The following is an 18,074-nucleotide window of genomic DNA, read 5'->3' as shown; positions in this document are numbered from 1 at the left end:
AACTAACCGCCAAAAAAGTGTGACAAAAATCACAAACATGCGGCGAAAGTTACAAAAATCTGTTCTTTTTGTCAATTTAAACACACAAATTACAAACAACGAAATACAAAAGTCATTTATAGACAATAAGATACGTTATTTGTAAAAAATATTTTATCAGCAAAATATTAAACAAAATCGCCTTTTCCCCACAAAAAAGACCCCTTGAACGCATCAAGGAGCCTCTAATTTTTTTTATTAGACAACTTAATTAGTCAAATTCGGTATTCGACACATCGCCCGCATCCGGTTGACTTGCCTGCAAAAGAACAATTTGTGCATTAAGATTATGTATAGTCATCTTCGGGGCGGTGTATTCTTTTTTCTTTTCCATATACGAAATAATAGAAAAATCCAGCCCTTTTGGACTGGATTCCTTTAAAAAGACATGTTTTACAAACCTTATTTCGCAAGACGACTTTGCTGAAGGGCTTCCAACTTAGCCTGAGCTTGGGCAATCTGTTCTTCAGAAAGCCCCATTTCACGCAAAACGGTCACCGTATCAGCTTCTGTTTCCTGGCGAGCCACGGCAACCTTTCGTTGTGCATCAGCAGCTTCTTGCTGTGCAGCAGCAACCTTTTGTTCCGCTGCAACAACTTTTTGTTCCGCAGCAGCAAGTTTCTGGCGGAAAACATCACCGGCGCTCACAAAGCCGTATTTCTGTCCAACACTTTTGAAAGCCATTTCCAACTCCTTCAAAAAATCTTCGTCGACGTACTCTCGTAAATATACATTAATTTTTCCAGAAGCAAAGAACCTTCGTTCTTCGACAATTTCTGGAAAGATTCCTTGAACAGCAACAATTTCAAACGCAGATTTTCCTTGTTGAACGCGTACTTCATTGCGGTAACGCCCATACCCGTCGCGACATCTTCGCAAGCAAGGCAATCACTGTCAGGAACGTCTGCCATGTTCACGAACGAGCACGCAAATGGAAGCACGCGGCCATGGAAGAATTCAGGGTAACCATCTTCAAGGTTCTTGAGCGGATTCCAATTTTCACGTCCGTTATAGAAGATAATCGCCATCGTCGGGAGGCCGTCAAAAACGCGATTTTCCTGATGAATTTTCATCACAGAGCGCACATAGCGCGCAATCTGGTTAATCGTATCAGGATCGCGCCCCGACTTATGTTCCACCATAATCCCCACCAATACGGGTGCACCAGTCAACACGTTGACGCGGAACGCCAAATCTGCATCTCCTGTTTCATCAACCTCGGAATACGAATCCGGAATGCGCTCCAGTGTATCAAGATTCACGGACGACAGAAACTCGCCCACATCACGATCCACCTTGCCTGCGAACCCCAGCAAAAGCCTAAGGCGATTGACATCAGCGAACAGCCAACGGAAAAAAGGATCATGTGCACGGCAAAAATTATTCTTCTTTTTGGTCATATTTTTTCCTTTAAATAGAGTGTAGTCTTTTATGGAACCCTAAACTTTTTCGGAAGGCTCCATTATATAACACGCTATTTTTGGAAAAAAGGTTCAAAACCACCCCATTCTCTTGTCCTCAATTGTAAAATAATGAAATTTTGTGCAGTGAACCTATTGACAATTGCCCAATTGTGCATTATATTTGTGTATGTAATTTATTAAAGCGAGGTTTATACATGGAAAACAACAGCAAACGCAAGGAGCTAACCACCCGTCAAGAAGAGATCCTGGAATACATCAAGAAGTATTCCAAGGAAAACCGCATGCCGCCTACGGTTCGCGAAATCGGCAACCATTTCGAGATTTCTTCGACAAACGGCGTCCGTTCCATCCTCGCCGCCCTCATCAAGAAGGGCTACATCAACCGCTCCCCCAGACTTAGCCGCGGTATCGAAGTCGTCGACAGCGGCAATAACGAAGGTGCCGAAGCACCGACCAATACTATTGAAATTCCTATCGTGGGCCGCGTCGCTGCCGGTACGCCGATTCTTGCCGTGCAGAACCTCGAAGGCACGGTCACAATTGACCGAGATTTTCTCGCTTGCCGTTCTGACGTCTTCGCGCTCCGCGTCAAGGGCGACTCCATGATCAACGCCGGCATTCTCGACGGCGACCTCATTTTCGCCCGCCAGCAAAAGACGGCCGACCGCGGCGAAATCATCGTGGCCCAGGTCGACAACGAAGCGACCGTCAAGTATTACCACCCCGCCGCAGACCATATCGAACTGCGTCCGGCCAACCCGCGCTACCGCCCGATCATCGTCAAGAAGGACAAGCACTTCTCCATCGCCGGCAAGCTCATCGGCGTCATGCGCAAGGTGAACTAGCCGTAGCAAGCCCGCTCGCCGGGTTCGAAAAACTCGCTTATAAAAGAAATCCGCCCTCGGTCGAACCGGGAGCGGATTTTTAATTTCTGACTTTGTCCGAAAAGGATTAATCTTCCATTTCGGCGAGATCTTCTTCAGCTTCCTTCAAGTCGTCTGCGTCCGGTCCGATAATATCGTCATCTTCTTCATCCAGGGAGTCGCCGTCCATGGCACCGAGCTGGTATTCCACCTTGCGGGCTTCCTTGGACTGACCGAGCTTGAGGATAGCGGCACATTCTTCGCAGAAGCCGAGGTGCTTGTCGACCCAGAATTCCGGAGACACGAGGTTGCGGTTGCAACGCGTGCACATCTGCGTGGCAGCTTCGCGTTCGAACATCTTGTTCTGTTCTTCGAGTTCCTTGAGAATACGTTCCGTCAGTTCTTCCTGCGTTTCTTCGGCAAGGGACGACTTGTGGCGGATCGCAGAGGTCGGCTTCATGTCAAGGTTCTTGACATCGCTGGACATTTTCTTCTTGTTGGAACGGTCTTCGGATTCGTCGACCTTCACGAACATGATGGTCTTGGAAAGGCGCTTGACACCCTGGAGAAGCACTGCGTAGGCGTAGTCCGGAGCATTCTTGGACTTCTTTTCGACAACCGGAGTTTCAACAGGCTGTTCGACGTTTTCGATAACTTCGACCGGCTTGGTGTTCTTTGCCTTGACAGCCTTCGGAGCCTTGTCAGCCTTGACATCGGGTTTCACTTCGGGCTTTTCGACCTGCTTGGGCTGAACCTTGGCAGGCTTTGCTGCCTTAACCGGAGCGGGCTTCGGAGCGACCTTCTTGGCCGGGGCCTTTGCAGGAGCGGCCTTAGCTGCAGTCTTCTTAGAGTCCTTCGCCTTCGGAGCGGGTTTAGCCGGAGCAGCCTTCTTGGCCGGAGCCTTCGGAGCCGGTTTTGCCGGAGCGGCCTTCTTGGCAGGAGCCTTTGCAGGCTTTGCCGGAGCGGCCTTCTTGGCCGGGGCCTTCGGAGCCGGTTTTGCCGGAGCAGCCTTCTTGGCCGGAGCCTTTGCAGGCTTGGCCGGAGCAGCCTTTTTCACTACTTTAGCAGGGGCCTTGGCGGGCTTTGCCGGAGCGGCCTTCTTGGCAGGCTTTGCTGCGGGTTTCTTTGCCGGAGCCTTGGACGATACTTTCTTAGAACTCATAGATTACTTCTTTTCCACGATAGTGATGTTAATAATTTTATCATTGGGTTCAATACGGCAAACGACATCTTCGCCTTCGAGAACCTTACCGAACACCGTGTGCTTGCCATCTAGATGGTGCTGCGGCGTCTGCGTGATAAAGAACTGCGAACCGTTCGTATTCGGGCCTCGGTTGGCCATCGAGATAACGCCGGCTTCGTGCTTCAAAGAGCTGATTTCGTCATCGATGGTATAGCCGGGACCGCCCGTGCCATTGCCGTCGGGGTCGCCACCCTGAATCATGAAGCCAGGAATAACACGATGAAAAGTCAAACCGTTGTAAAAGCCCTTGTTCGCGAGCTCCACAAAATTCGCAACCGTGTTGGGAGCGGACTTGAAATCAAGCGCCAATACAATTTTGCCTTCATGAGTTTCAATTGTTGCTTCAATAGACTTAATACCGGAGTAATCCTTGTTGAACACTTTTCCTTCGGCAAATCCAAAACTGAAGAAGCCAAGTACAAGAGCAGAAACAAGGGCAACAAAAACTAGAGGTCTTTTCATATCAACCATGATTGATGGTGCACATCTTTGATTTATATTGTTAATATAGCTTTTTTTGTCAAAGTCCATTGCGCATTTTCTATATTTAGCCCGAAAAATAGCAGGATTCACCCGGTAATTTCACCAGATAATCTTATCGTAATTATGCCGCAAAACGACAACATTAGAAATTTCAGCATTATCGCCCATATCGACCACGGTAAATCGACTCTTGCCGACCGCATGATTGAACTGACCAAGACCGTTTCGAAGAACGAAATGACGAACCAGCTCTTGGACGACATGGACCTTGAACGCGAACGCGGCATTACCATCAAGGCGCACGCCATTCGCATGGTGTACGAAAAAGATGGCAAGGAATACATTCTGAACATGATCGATACACCGGGGCATGTGGACTTCACCTACGAAGTCAGCCGCTCGCTCGCCGCCTGCGAAGGTGCCATTCTGGTGGTGGACGCAAGCCAGGGTATCGAAGCCCAGACGCTTTCGAACCTCTATCTCGCTCTCGAAAACGACCTGGAAATTATCCCGGTGCTCAACAAGGTGGACCTGCCGGGCGCACAGCCAGACCATGTGGCTCAGCTCGTAGGCGACTTGCTCGGTTACGACCCCGACAAAATTCCGCGCATTTCTGCAAAGACCGGCCTAAACGTGGACCAGGTTCTCGACAAAATTGTCGACGAAATCCCGGCCCCCAAAGGCGATACGGGCAATCCGCTCAAGGCTTTGATTTTTGACTCCGTGTACGATTCCTACCGCGGCGTGATCAACTACATTCGCATTGTGGAAGGCACACTGAAGGCGGGCATGAAAATCCGCATGATGAAGACCGGCGGCGAATACATGGTGACCGAAGTCGGAACCTTCAGTATGCACCGCGACCCGCGACCCGAACTTTCGGAAGGCATGGTGGGCTATGTGCTCGCAAACGTGAAAACCATTAGCGACGTGAAAATCGGCGACACGCTCACCGATTCGGCGAACCCTGCTGCAGAACCGCTTCCGGGCTACAAGGACATTCTGCCGATGATCTATTCCGGCATCTACCCCATCAACCCGGAAGACTACAAGGACTTGCGCGAAGCTTTGGAAAAACTCCGCCTGAACGACTCCGCCATCAGCTGGGAACCGGAAACCTCCGAAGCACTCGGCTTCGGTTTCCGCACAGGGTTCCTTGGACTGTTGCATATGGAAATCGTGCAGGAGCGCCTGGACCGCGAATTCAACGTGGACATCATCACGACGGTGCCGAACGTGGAATACCACGTATACATGAGCGACGGCACGATGGTGAAGATCGAAAGCCCCTCCAAGCTCCCGGACGCGAGCCGCTACGACCACATCGAAGAACCCTACGTGAAGGCGCAAATATTCACGCCCAAGGAATTCGTGGGAGCGCTCATGACGCTTTGCGAAGAGAAGCGCGGCGAATTCGAAACGATGGAATACCTCGACGAAGAAAAGGTGATCCTCAAGTATAACCTGCCTCTCGCCGAAATCATGTTTGACTTCTACGACCGCCTCAAGTCCGTAAGCCGCGGCTATGCAGGCCTCGACTATGCCCCGAGCGAATACAGACGCAACAACTTGGTGAAGCTTGACATCCTCTTGAACGGCGACCCGGTGGACGCCTTCTCGGTGATTATCCACAAAGACAAGGCACACACTTACGCCAACGCCATCTGCGTGAAGCTTAAGGACCTTATTCCACGCCAGCAGTTCGACGTGGCTATTCAAGGTGCCATTGGCGGCAAGATCATTAGCCGTTCGACCGTGAAGGCCGTACGTAAGGACGTGCTTGCCAAGTGCTACGGCGGCGACATTACCCGTAAGCGCAAGCTCCTTGAAAAGCAGAAGGAAGGTAAGAAGCGCATGAAGAGCATCGGCTCGGTGGAAGTGCCGCAGAAGGCGTTCCTCGCCGTGCTTTCGCTCTCCGACAACTCCACCAACAACGGAGATTAATTTGTTCTTGTCAGGACTTTCCAGAAAGGTTAAAAGGCTTCAGCGAAAGAATTCGCAGAGTCATGTCTTTCTGTTGTTCCTGTTCTTGCTGATTGTAGTTGGAGTCTCTTTTGTCGCTCGCATTTACGCCATTGCGCCCGTCAAGATTATGGATGCGTCGATGACACCCAAGTTCAAGGAGCAGTCCATTCACTGGATGTGCAAACTCCCCCAGTGCCTAACACAAGTCAAGGATCAAGACATCGTATGGCTTACGCTCAAAAGCGGCGAGACCATGGTGCGCAAGGTTCTTGCCATGCCGGGCGATTCCATCGAAATCACCGACAAAGGTCATGTGCGTACTCCGCACCGCAATTTCAAATGGAAAGGTGAAGACGCATTTATCCAGAGCAAGACCATTTACGTCCCCAAGGCCGGCGACACGCTTTATTTTGACAAATTGAACGAAGTGGAGCAAGACTATATTCTGGCTTACCTGCATACCCATGGCGAAAAGATTGCCATCAAGTCGACGCTCTGGCAGGGCGACCGCGAAATCAACATTGACCGCGTGGGTGCGACCAAGATTGCAAACCGTCAGGTGAGCCTTAAAGAAGTTGACTTCTTGCCGTGGCAGGACCGCTACCTGATTGAGCTTCAGATTCGCCAAGCCGAACCGGGCAACGCTCCCATCAAAATCAAGCGTGAACTATTCCGCTTAAAGCCAGCCAAACTTGAACTCTCTCCCCCGCACACGTCTTCTGCAGATTCTACCGCGGGCGATTCCGTCAAAGTCGCACACTTTGATTCCAACAAAGTAGTAAAGGCCGACACGATTATCGCCCCTGCAAAACCGGCACCTGCAAAAGAAGAACCGGAACAATTCCTGGACGAACCATTGAACATGATTGTCATCGAAGAAGACTGCTATTACATGACATGCATCAAGGGCTCCAGCTGCCCCGATTCCCGCGAGCTCGGCTTCTTTACGCATAACGACTTTATCGGGCGCTACCTAGAATGGCCTGACCGAATCAAAGTCAAAGTCATCTACCCCATTCAGCGTTACGCAAATCGCGCTTTGGACTATGCCCTTTCACTTTTAGCTCCGGAAGAAGAAGATTAGCCACACGGATTTGATTTTGCTAACGCAAAATTATATATGATTCCCAATCCGTGTGGGCAATTAAAATACTTCCATACAGTATAAAAAGGTCGCGATATTATCGCGACCTTTTGAATTTCTATTACCGATCGATTAGTCCAGCGAGTGAACCAGGAGACCGTCGCGGAGCTTCGGTTCAAACCAGGTGCTCTTCGGCGGCATGATTTCGCCAGCGTCGGCGATGTTCATCAGCTGATCCAGAGTCGTCGGATACATAGCGAAGGCGCAGGCGCATTCACCGCTATCCACACGCTTCACGAGTTCGCCGAGACCGCGGATGCCACCGACAAAGTCGATGCGCTTTGACGTACGCGGGTCGTCGATATCGAAGAGCGGCTTCAAGATAAGCTTCTGGAGAAGAGCCACGTCGAGGCTGTCGACCGGGCCGAGGTTCTTGAGGTATTCAGCCTTGAACGTGCAGGCATACCACTTGCCACCCATATAGAAGTTCACCTGATTCTGTTTTGCCGGACTCTGCATCTTGTCGAGGGCAACGATATCGAACACCTTCTTCATTTCGTCCATGAGCTGTTCCGGAGTGCGACCGTTCAAGTCCTTGAGTACGCGGTTGTAGTCGAGGATCTTGAGCTGGGTGCTCGGGAAGAGGATGGCGAGGAAACGGTTGTATTCTTCGTCACCGGTGTTGTTCGGGTTCTGTTCGGCGCGGTAGCTGGCGGCACGAGCACCGGCGGCGCTCCTGTGGTGACCGTCGGCAATGTAGCTCACCGGAACGGCTTCGAAGGACTTGCGGATGGCTTCGATTTCGGCGTCATCGTCGATAATCCACACGGTATGACCAAAGCCGTCGCCCTTGCTCACAAAGTCATACACGGGCTTGCGCTTGGTCACGGCACCGAACACGTCGAACTGACCCTGGTCACGGTAAGTCAGGAACACCGGACCGGTGTTGGCGTTGGTGGCGAGCACATGGCGGAGTCTGTCTTCTTCCTTGTCGGCGCGAGTCAATTCGTGCTTCTTGATAATGCCGTTAAAATAGTCGGCAGCGGGAACGCAGCAGACGAGGCCGTACTGTTCGCGACCGTTCATCGTCTGGCGGTAAACATAGAGGCAAGGCTTCTTGTCGTAAGCGATCACACCGTCGGCAATCATCTTGTCCAGGTTTTCGCGAGCATGCGCATAGACCTTCGGGTCGTAGGCATCCACGGAATCAGGGAGTTCCAGTTCCGCACGAGTCACGCGCAGGTAGGAATGCGGGAGCCCTTCGGCCATGGCCTTTGCTTCGGCGCGGTTCATCACGTCGTATGGGAGGGCGGAAATCGTTTCGGCTTCGGCCGGATTCACCGGGCGCAGCGCCTTGAACGGATAAATGTGCATCATAGGGTGTTTTCCTTTGTGTGCTGCTTTAATTAAAGCTTCGTCTTCAGCAATCAAGCTCTGGATGTAGCTTGTCTTTGCATCCAGCCACTTTTTCTTGCGATAATTTACAATAAAATAGGCCAGGAAAAAGAAGATTGCACCGCCAATGGCAGCCACAATCGTAATTCCGACCATAAATGCCGCCAAATGCCCTGCGGCATCGTGCCACAAGTGCGAAATCACGGAAATGCAGTTCTTGAACGAAAGGCCTTCGAATTCCGAAAGGAAGTCGAAATTGATCTTTTCGGGGTTTAAAATTTTGCATCCGATAGCGTAACCCGTGGGGTAAAAGAATCCGAACTGGGTAAGAGGGTTAGCTACGAAAGAAGCAACAATCCCAGGCACCTTCGGAAGCCTGAACAAGGCACAAAAGGCCACCGTGAGGATAATCGCTATGCCGATAGTGGGCCAAATTCCAATAAACACGCCGGCGGCAACTGACCACGCCACCTTCAGGGCGTCCTGGCGCTTGGGGAACATGCGGTTATAATAAATACGACTCAGTCTCTTGTACTTGGACTCGGACTTGTCGATACGCTTATGCTTAAAATGAATCATTGCGAGCCAAATATAGTAAAGTTTAATTAATTTTTCTATATTCCTATATTCCTGTCCAAATAGAAACCCGAAATAACACGACGTGAAAGAAAACCTTGAAAAGCGCCTCAAGCGGCAAATCATCGGAAAGCCGCACCGTTTTTTGGCTATTGCCCCCCTCGGTTTCGAGGCTACGCTCGCTTACGAGCTGTCGCTATTCGGGCTTGAGTTTCTGGACGACGAATGTGCGCCGCACGTGACCGGCGACGGGAAAGTCGAATTTTCCGCCAAAATTACCGAGGCTTGGAAGGCTGTCGCCTACAGCCGCGTCGCAAACCGCGTACTCATCCATCTTGCCGACTTCAAGGCGGAAAATTTCCGCGAACTCGAAAAGAAAGCCGCCGAAATCCCTTGGGAACTGTTCCTAGACGAAAAACGAATCAACATACATGTATCCTGCAAACATTCGCGCCTGTACCACAGCGACGCCATTGCAGAACGTCTGCAGAATGTCATTGAAGAGGTTCTTCCCCTCGACCACTTATTGCGCAGCGGTTCGCATCATTTGTATGTAAACTTCCTTGACGATCGCTGCACCATTTGGCTGGACCTTGCCGGCGAGGAACTTTACAAGCGCGGCCACGAACGATTCGTAAATGACGCCCCACTCAAAGAAACCATTGCCGCCGCCATGATTCTCGAGGCAACCCAATGCCTACCGTCGGAATCCTTCTGTCTACTAGACCTTATGGCAGGCAGCGGCACCTTCAGTCTAGAAGCAGCCTACATGGCAAACAGCCTCATTCCAGGTAAATGCCGAGATTTCGCCCTGAAGCACCAGCCCGCCTTCAAAGAGGCGACGTGGAATTTTATCATAAAGTCGAAACAAGAACGTAGAAACGTCTTTAAAATCATTACAAGCGACATTTTACCCAAGGCTGTCGAAATCATTCAGCACAATGTAGCCAGCACACCTCTTGCAAGCATCGATCAAGTTCCAGTTACGCCGCAAGTCAAGGATTTCTTCTGCTACACGGCCCATGAAATCGCCGAAGCCTGCCCAGACGAAACAGTCCCGATAATTGTACTGAATCCGCCCTACGGTAAACGCCTTGACTTTGACGCTCCCAAGCTTTACACACGCATCGGGCGCCGACTCGCCGAACTCGCCCGCGCCCTCAAGCAGCTAGGCAAGCCCCTTACCGTCGCAATCCTTGCACCTAAAGACGACAGCCGCCCTGGCACGCATTACACCTGCACCGCAAACCTGCTGCATGAATGCCCCGACTTATCGCCCAGCCGCAACGTAAAAGCCAAGTGCATTGCCACAAGCCACGGCGGCTTCAGCCTGAACACATTCATCGCAAGCCTCTAGAGATTTTCTCTCAACAAAAAATCCCGCTCATCGAGCGGGATTTTTCAATCATAAATTTTGAAAGAAGCAAGCAGAGCAAGGCCGCAGGACCGAAGCTGTACAAATCGTACAGCGAGAGTCCGAGAACGAAGCTATGCGACGCTTACTTCAAAATTTTACTTTCTCTTGCGGCGTTTCTTCTTGCCTGCCTTAGCCGGAGCTGCAGCTTCGTCTTCCTTCGGTTCATCCTTGACTTCAGGCTTCTTTTCAGCCTTCTTTTCACCACCGCGGAGATCCTTCATCTTGAAGGAAACATTCACTTCGGCAGTAGTCACCTGAGAAGCGAGACCGGCCGGGTCACGAACCTTGAAGCTGAATTCATCAAGACCGCTGAAGCCCTTATTCGGCATGTAGGTGAAGGAACCGTCACGTTCGTTCAGATTGATTTTACCGTTGCGCGGCTTCATCACCAGCTGTACAGACACCGGCTTTTCGCCATCCGGGTCAACCACACCGGACATCAGACCTTCGGAAGCGCTAACCTTGAGTTCTTCGCCTTCCTGAGTCATGTAAGTCTGGGCGTTAGCCACAGGAGCGTCATTCACGGCAATCACAGTGAAGAGAGCAGACTTAGAAGCCTTGGCGCCATCCGGGTCAGTCACCGTGAAGGTGATCTTTTCCGGCTTGCCGTTCCAGTTCGGGTGCGGCTGGGCAACCGTAGCGGTCTTCTTGAACTTGTCATACTTCACGGTCAAGAACTTGTTGCCAGTGAAGGTCCACTTGAGTTCATCGAAGCGATTGTCCTTATCGCGAGCAAACTGGTCGAGCTTGATCACGGCGATCACACCGTTGTTGTCGTCTTCCTTAATGGTGTGGTCAGGAATATCGCGCATAATCGGAGCGGCATTCACATGCTTCACCACGAACTTCACCATAGCCTTATCGGAGGCACCGGCCGGGTCCTTAGCAGTGAAGATGAGGGTTTCGTCACCGAACCAATCCGGCTTCTTCGGCTTCACGATAGCTTCGCGGTTGCCGTTAATCTGCACAGCGAGGTTCTTGGCGCCAGTCACGCCCCAACGGATTTCGTTAACCTTATGGTCAGGGTCAGACACATAGTTGTCAAGCTTAATCGGCTTGAAGGTAGTGCCCTGCAGGGTTTCCTGGCCAGGAATTTCCTTCACGATCGGCGGGTCGTTCACGGGCTTCACCGTGTACTTCACCTGAACAGAGGCGCTTTCGCCAGCCGGGTCAAACACGTTCACGGTCACGACTTCCATACCGTTCCAGTACGGGTTCGGAGTTTCAGCACGGAGTACGCCCTTCTCGTCAATAGAGAAGTTGATTTCATGCTTCACGGCCGGACCGTTTCTACCAGCCTTCTTACCCTTAAGAGCCGGGACTTCGTTGTCGAGTGTCCACACGAGTTCGTCGAGCTTGTTATCCGGGTCGCTTACGACCTTGCTGAAGTCGAATGGAGCGAAGGTCTTCTTTTCTTCGATCACGAACGGCTGCACCGGCTTGAGAGTCGGAGGATCGTTTACGGCAACCACTTCGAAGGTAGCCTGCGTAGAAGCAGAGGCTCCGGCGATATCCTTCACCGTAAAGGTGAGGGTTTCCTTACCGAACCAGTTCGGGTTCGGAGTCAGGATCTGGGCACGGCTACCCTTGATATCGACCTTCAGGTCCTTATTGCCAGTAACAGTCCAGCGAAGTTCGTTCGGCTTGTTATCCGGGTCTTCAGCAACCTTGGAGAGGTCCACAATTTCGAAGCGTTCCTTTTCCTTGACTCTCTGGCCAGCGATGTGCTTCACGACCGGCGGGTCGTTCACCGGAGTCACTTCGTATGTAATCTGCTGAGATGCACGAGCGCCTTCCGGGTCATACACGTCGATCTTGATCTTTTCGGTACCGCTCCAGAACTTGTCCGGAGTCGTAACGACGAGTTCCTTCTTGGCATTCACGAAGGCCTTGAGAGAACGGGCCGGAGCAACTTCAATCTTCAAAGCGGAGAGCGGATGATCCGGATCAGAAATGAACTGAGACAGATCGAGCGGCTTGAAGTGTTCCTTTTCCTGGATGCTCTGGATAGCGATTGGCTTGATTTCCGGAGCGTCGTTCACGGATTCAACCTTGAAGTTCACGGTCTTGGAATCGGAAGCGCCTTCCGGATCCTTCACAGTGAAGGTCACGTTGCGTTCACCATTCCAGTACTTGTTGTCAATCTTCACGCGAGCAATGTTACGGCTATCGATTTCAATCTGGAATTCGTCAACCGGAACAGGTGCCGGTTCTTCAGCCTTTTCATCCTTGCCCTTCTTACCCTTCTTGGCATGCTTCTTAGCCGGCTTCGGAGCAGGAGCGGCACCCACCTTGGCAACCTTGACGGACCAAGTGAGTTCAGAAAGCTTGTGGTCAGGATCGTGCACGAACTTGTTCAGGTCGATTTCCTTGAACGTACCCTTTTCCTTGATTCTCTGGTCCGGAATATTCTTGAGTACCGGAGCGTCGTTCACAGAGGTAATTTCGTAGGTAATCGTCTGAGAAGATTCGGCACCATCCGGGTCCTTCACGATGAGGACCATGGTTTCCGGAGCGCACCAGAAGTTCTTATCCGGAGCAGAAACGGTAAGCACGCGGCTCGGAGAAATTTCAGCCTTGAGCTGACGGTTGCCAGAAACGGTCCACTTCAGTTCGCTCGGCTTGTTATCCGGGTCCTTCACGTATTCATCAAGCTTGATCTGCTTGAAGAGTTCCTTTTCCTTGATCTTCTGGTCAGGAATCTTCTTGGAGATGACAGGAGGATCGTTCACGCGAGACACTTCGAAGAGCATCTTGTGGTTGGCAGAAGCGCCTTCCGGGTCAGTCACGGTGAAGGTCACCGTTTCCTTGCCGTTCCACTGCGGATCAGGCACAGACACCTTCACGGTGTTGTCCTTGAGCATGTTCACCTTGAGGAACTTGTTGCCAGAGACAGACCACTTGAGCTGCGAAGCCTTGTGATCCGGATCAGAAGCAAGATTCGTGAGGTCGATTGTTCTGAACACGCCATTTTCGCGGATGGATTCACCACGCGGAGCGCTAGAAGAAATAACCGGCGGGTCGTTGATAGAACGAACTTCATAATGAGCGGTCTTGGATGCCTTTGCACCTTCCGGGTCAGTGACCGTGAAGGTAATGTCGGCAGCACCGTTCCAGTACTTGTCAGGAATAGCAATGGTAGCAACATGGTTATGGTCAACCTTAACACTCAGACCAGGCTTGTTGCTAGCAGGTTCAGCAGCAGGTGCACCCTTCTTGCCCTTGGCAGCAGGAGCAGCGGCAGACTTAGCCTTCACATCGAAAGTCCACTTGAGTTCGGAATTCTTGTGGTCCGGGTCCTTCACGAGATCGTCGAGCTTGATCTGCTGGAACTGTCTCTTTTCGTCGATGGACTGGTCCTTGAGTTCGCGAACGAACTGCGGAGCATCGTTCACCGATTCCACCGTGAATGTCACGGAACGGCTATCCGTTGCACCTTCCGGGTCGGTCACCGTGAACTTCACCGTTTCAGAACCATGCCAGTGCGGGTTCGGCGGAGTTACAGACACGTTGTGGCTGGCGTCCATGGCAACCTTGAGTTCCTTGGCGCCTTCGATCTTCCACTTGAGCTTGGCCTTCGGGTGGTCAAGGTCTTCGACATAGTTGTCGAGAGCGATAGACTTGAAGCTACCCTTTTCCTTGATGGTCTGGTTAGCAATGTCCTTCATGACCGGCGGGTCGTTAATAGAGGTCACGGAGTAAGAAGCCGTAGCCTTGGCAGAAGCACCTTCCGGGTCGGTCACCGTGAAGGTGATCTTTTCGTTACCGTTCCAGAGCGGGCTCGGAGCCTTGATAGAAACATCGCCGTCGTTGTCGATATTGACCTTGAGGTCTTTGTTGCCAGAGACGTCGATCTTGAGACGGCCATACGGATGATCAGGATCCTTGATGAGCTGCTTCAGGTTGAAGGACTTGAAGGTTTCCTTTTCCTTGACATTCTGGTCATCAATCTTGCCGATGGTCGGAGCATCATTCACGGACTGCACGGTAAAGGTTGCAGTGCAATGAGCCTTGCCGCCATCCGGGTCTTCCACACGGAAGGTAATTTCTTCAGAACCGTTCCAATACTTGTCCGGAATAACGATCTTGGCCATGCGCTGGCCATCAACCGACACCTTCAGCTTCGGGGTGTAACCCTTCGGAGCACCCTTGGCCGGCTTCACGTCGAAGTTCCAAGTGAGCTGATCGAGCTTGTGGTCAGCATCCTTAACGATGTCGTTCAAGTTGATGATAGCGAATTCACGCTTTTCAGGAATGCTCTGATCCTTGATCGGCTTCACGAATTCAGGAATATCGTTGACGGATTCAACCTTGAAGGTCACCGTACGCTTGTCAGAGGCGCCTTCCGGGTCAGTGACCGTGAAGGTAATCTTTTCAGTACCGTTCCAGTACTTGTTCGGAGTCGTAATGGTAGCAACATGCTTCGGGTCGATCACGACCTTCAGGTCCTTGTTACCAGAAACAGTCCACTTGAGTTTGGAGTTGTCGTGGTCTTCGTCGCTCACAAACTTGTCAAGTTCGATAGGCTTGAATTCGCCCTTTTCCTTGATGGTCTGGTTTGCAATATCCTTCATGACCGGAGCGTCGTTGATGGACTTCACCGTGAACACGGCGTCAGACTTGGCGGAAGCGCCTTCCGGGTCGGTTACTGTGAAGGTCACCTTTTCAGAACCGTTCCAGTTCTTGGCAGGCATCTTGATGGTAGCAACGCCGTCGGCAATATCAATCTTGAGCTGCTTGTTGCCAGAGACAGTCCACTTGAGCTGTTCGAACTTGTGGTCCGGATCAGAAGCGTAGTCCGTGAGCTTGATAGAAGCAAATTCGTGCTTTTCTTCAATCATCTGGTCAGGAATCTTCTTCAGGGTCGGCACGTCGTTTACAGACTGCACCGTGAAGAGAGCCTTGGAAGTTGCCTTGGCGCCTTCAGGGTCAGTGACCGTGAAGGTGATTTCGTCAGCACCGTTCCAGTACTTGTTCGGAATCTTGATGTTGGCCACATGCTGGGCATCGATTTCAACCGTGAGGCCAGCGTTCTTGCCGCTAGCGGACTTCACGTCGACAGTGAACTGAAGATCAGAAAGCTTGTTATCGAGGTCACGAACCATTTCGCCGAGTTTGATCGGCTTGAACTGTTCCTTTTCCTTGATAGTCTGCGGAGCGACCTGCTTCGTGAATTCCGGAATGTCGTTCACGGATTCGACCGTGTAAGCGACAGAGCGTTCATCCGTAGCGCCTTCAGGGTCTGTCACCTTAATGGTGAGCGTTTCAGAACCGTTCCACTGCGGGCTAGGCGGAGTCACCTTCATCACGCGGCCATCGAGGGAAACCTTGAGTTCGCGGTTACCCGTAACAGTCCACTTGAGCTTGTCCTTGGAGTGGTCAAGGTCTTCGACATACTTGTCGAGTTCAACCGGCTTAAAGGAGCCCTTTTCCTTAATGGTCTGTTCAGCAATATCCTTCATGGACGGCGGGTCGTTAATAGACTTGATAGCGAGCTTGAACGAAGTAGAAGCCTTGCCACCTTCAGGGTCCGTAGCAGTAAGGGTAATGGTTTCGGAACCGTTCCAAAGTTCGGACGGAGTCTTGAAAGAAATTTCGCGAGTCTTGTTGTTCAGGTTAACCTTGATGTCCTTGTTACCTGCGATGTCGATTTTCAACTGGGAGAGATCGTGGTCGGCATCGGAGAGATAGTCATCAAGCATGACAGAAGAGAATTCATTCTTTTCTTCGATAGCCTGGTCCGGAATCTTCTTGAACACAGGAATATCGTTGATGGACTTGACAGTAAATGTCACCTGCTGCTTGGCAGAAGCACCTTCCGGGTCAGTCACGGTAAAGGTTGCCACAGCGGTACCATTCCAACTCGGGTCCGGAATTTCGATAGAAGCAACGTGGTCGTCACCGATGTTTACAGACAAAGTACCAGACTGCGGTTCCTTGCCCTGGTGCTTCACGTCAGCTTCCCAAGAGAGTTCGGAATTCTTGTGGTCGGCGTCCTTCACGTATTCATCGAGCTTGATCTTAGCGAAGGTCTTCTTTTCGTCGATGTTCTGATTCGGAATCTGCTTCACGAGCTGCGGCACGTCGTTCACGGAGTTCACCGTGAAGCTGTTTTCGGATTCGGCGCAAGCGCCAGCCGGGTCGCAAACCTTGAACTTGATCGATTCAGAACCGTTCCACATCTTGGACGGGATCTTAATGGTAGCGGTCTTGCCGGCAATGTTCACAGCAAGATCCTTGTTACCGGAAACAGACCACTTAAGTTGTTCGAAAGGATGGTCGGGATCCTTGACCAGCTTGTCCAGTTCGATGGGCTTGAATTCCTGCTTTTCTTCGATCGTCTGGTCCTGGACGTCCTGCACAAATTCAGGAGCATCGTTCACGGACTTGACGGTGAACTTGGCCGTAGCCTTGGCAGAAGCACCGGCAGCGTCGGTTGCCGTGAAGGTCACGGTTTCAGAGCCATTCCAGAATTCATTCGGGATCTTGATGTTTGCAGAACCGTACTTGTCGATATCGAACTTGAGGTCCTTGTTGCCCGAAATGCTCCATTTGAGCTTCATGACATCGTCATCGACATCGGTCACGAAGTCAGAAAGGCTAATGGATTCGAACTCGTTCTTTTCTTCGATGGTCTGGTCAGGAATCTTCTTGATGACCGGAGCGTCGTTAATGGGCTTCACCACGAAATTGGCGGACGTAGAAGCGCTAGCATATTCACCATCGGTGGCCGTAAACTTGATCTTGGCGGAACCGTACCAGTTCGGGTCCGGGATAATCACGGAGGCGACGCGGTTCGGATCGATTTCCACATTCAGGTCGCCTTCAGCCTGATCCTTGCCCACCGGTTGGATGTCGAATTCCCACAAAATCTGGTTCTTCGGATGGTCCGGGTCGGTTACGAAATCATCGAGTTTGATCTTTGTGAAAGACTTACCTTCATCAATCGTCTGGTCAGGAATCTGCTTGACTTCAGGCGGGTTGTTCACGGATTCAACACTAAAGTTGATCGTTTCGGAACCCGAGGCACCCTTGGTGTCGGTTGCGATAAAGGTGATATCTTCAGAGCCGTTCCAGTACTTATTCGGGATTTCAATCGTTGCTACGCGATCGGGCGAAATGGACACCTTGAGTTGCTTGTTTCCAGACACGGACCACTTGATTTTTTCAGCCTTGTCCTCGTCAGAAACATACTTGTCCAACTTAATCGGAGCAAACTTTTTGCCTTCGTCTATGGATTCGCCAGGAATACCCATAACCGAAGGAGCACTATTTTCTTCCTGAGCAATACCTACAGATGCCAAAATACTGACTGACGCCAATAGGGCAGCTACAGACCAATTTTTTCGTTTCATTTATGATCTCCCATAAATTTCTTCTTCCAATTACACCTTTTGCTTTCACAAAAAACGTACCGCCCCCGCTAGTCCGGGCGCGATTTTACGAGGTCAAATATAACGTTTTTAAACGTGATGAAACGCACAATTTCGAAAAAAATCCCCAAAAAGTAAACTTTGAATAACCAACAAATTGCCGTTTTTAAGCAAATTTAGGCAATTCGCTAACGTAAGTCATTGATACTCAA

The 18,074-nt window shown here is 51.1% G+C and carries 11 protein-coding genes and 1 pseudogene; 4 read left to right on the top strand and 8 right to left on the bottom strand.

The genetic code is table 11. From position 1 onward, the window contains the following. Positions 1–250: 250 nt before the first annotated feature. The 3 genes from B9Y58_RS15020 to B9Y58_RS03235 form a co-directional block, all read right to left on the bottom strand. Positions 251–373 carry a hypothetical protein gene (locus B9Y58_RS15020; RefSeq protein ID WP_255370604.1) on the bottom strand — a complete coding sequence of 41 codons (123 nt, stop codon included), beginning with the start codon at positions 371–373 and terminating at the stop codon, positions 251–253. Between the two features lie 68 nt (positions 374–441). Further along, a complete protein-coding gene (locus B9Y58_RS03240) occupies positions 442–723 on the bottom strand; it encodes a hypothetical protein (protein WP_143154638.1) in 282 nt (93 codons plus the stop codon). A gap of 11 nt (positions 724–734) precedes the next feature. Then, positions 735–1,439, bottom strand: a complete 705-nt coding sequence (locus tag B9Y58_RS03235; protein ID WP_073054166.1) for an Rpn family recombination-promoting nuclease/putative transposase — start codon at positions 1,437–1,439, stop codon at positions 735–737. A gap of 218 nt (positions 1,440–1,657) precedes the next feature. Between B9Y58_RS03235 and lexA the strand changes: the two genes are divergently transcribed. Continuing rightward, positions 1,658–2,308, top strand: coding sequence for a transcriptional repressor LexA (lexA, locus tag B9Y58_RS03230; RefSeq protein ID WP_073054163.1), 651 nt, complete (start codon positions 1,658–1,660; stop codon positions 2,306–2,308). A gap of 106 nt (positions 2,309–2,414) precedes the next feature. Here the strand turns inward: lexA and B9Y58_RS14715 are convergent, their stop codons facing one another. Both B9Y58_RS14715 and B9Y58_RS03220 read right to left on the bottom strand, forming a co-directional pair. Next, entirely contained in the window at positions 2,415–3,488 is a 1,074-nt protein-coding gene (locus B9Y58_RS14715; RefSeq protein WP_199220936.1) for a hypothetical protein, read from the bottom strand. A gap of 3 nt (positions 3,489–3,491) precedes the next feature. Then, positions 3,492–4,031, bottom strand: a complete 540-nt coding sequence (locus B9Y58_RS03220; RefSeq protein WP_083532219.1) for a peptidylprolyl isomerase — start codon at positions 4,029–4,031, stop codon at positions 3,492–3,494. Positions 4,032–4,175: 144 nt separating this feature from the next. Between B9Y58_RS03220 and lepA the strand changes: the two genes are divergently transcribed. Then, positions 4,176–5,996, top strand: coding sequence for a translation elongation factor 4 (lepA, locus tag B9Y58_RS03215; protein WP_073054161.1), 1,821 nt, complete (start codon positions 4,176–4,178; stop codon positions 5,994–5,996). Between the two features lie 85 nt (positions 5,997–6,081). Continuing rightward, positions 6,082–7,101, top strand: coding sequence for a S26 family signal peptidase (locus B9Y58_RS03210; RefSeq protein WP_143154637.1), 1,020 nt, complete (start codon positions 6,082–6,084; stop codon positions 7,099–7,101). A 132-nt stretch (positions 7,102–7,233) separates the two neighbouring features. Here the strand turns inward: B9Y58_RS03210 and B9Y58_RS03205 are convergent, their stop codons facing one another. Next, positions 7,234–8,478, bottom strand: coding sequence for a DUF1015 domain-containing protein (locus tag B9Y58_RS03205; protein ID WP_369827940.1), 1,245 nt, complete (start codon positions 8,476–8,478; stop codon positions 7,234–7,236). 99 nt (positions 8,479–8,577) lie between these two features. Beyond that, positions 8,578–9,075, bottom strand: a pseudogene (locus B9Y58_RS15115) (DUF2062 domain-containing protein); the annotation flags it as partial. 82 nt (positions 9,076–9,157) lie between these two features. Here B9Y58_RS15115 and B9Y58_RS03200 point away from each other — a divergent pair. After that, on the top strand, positions 9,158–10,429 hold the full coding sequence (locus B9Y58_RS03200; RefSeq protein ID WP_073054154.1) for a THUMP domain-containing class I SAM-dependent RNA methyltransferase: 1,272 nt from the start codon (positions 9,158–9,160) through the stop codon (positions 10,427–10,429). Positions 10,430–10,584: 155 nt separating this feature from the next. On the opposite strand, the gene B9Y58_RS03195 is transcribed toward B9Y58_RS03200, so the two are convergent. Beyond that, entirely contained in the window at positions 10,585–17,844 is a 7,260-nt protein-coding gene (locus tag B9Y58_RS03195; protein WP_143154636.1) for a tandem-95 repeat protein, read from the bottom strand. Positions 17,845–18,074 lie beyond the last annotated feature (230 nt).

Source organism: Fibrobacter sp. UWB15 (assembly GCF_900177705.1).
Classification (GTDB): Bacteria; Fibrobacterota; Fibrobacteria; order Fibrobacterales; family Fibrobacteraceae; genus Fibrobacter.
Note: the sequence above shows the minus strand (reverse complement) of the source record. Positions and strands in the feature narration are given on the sequence as shown.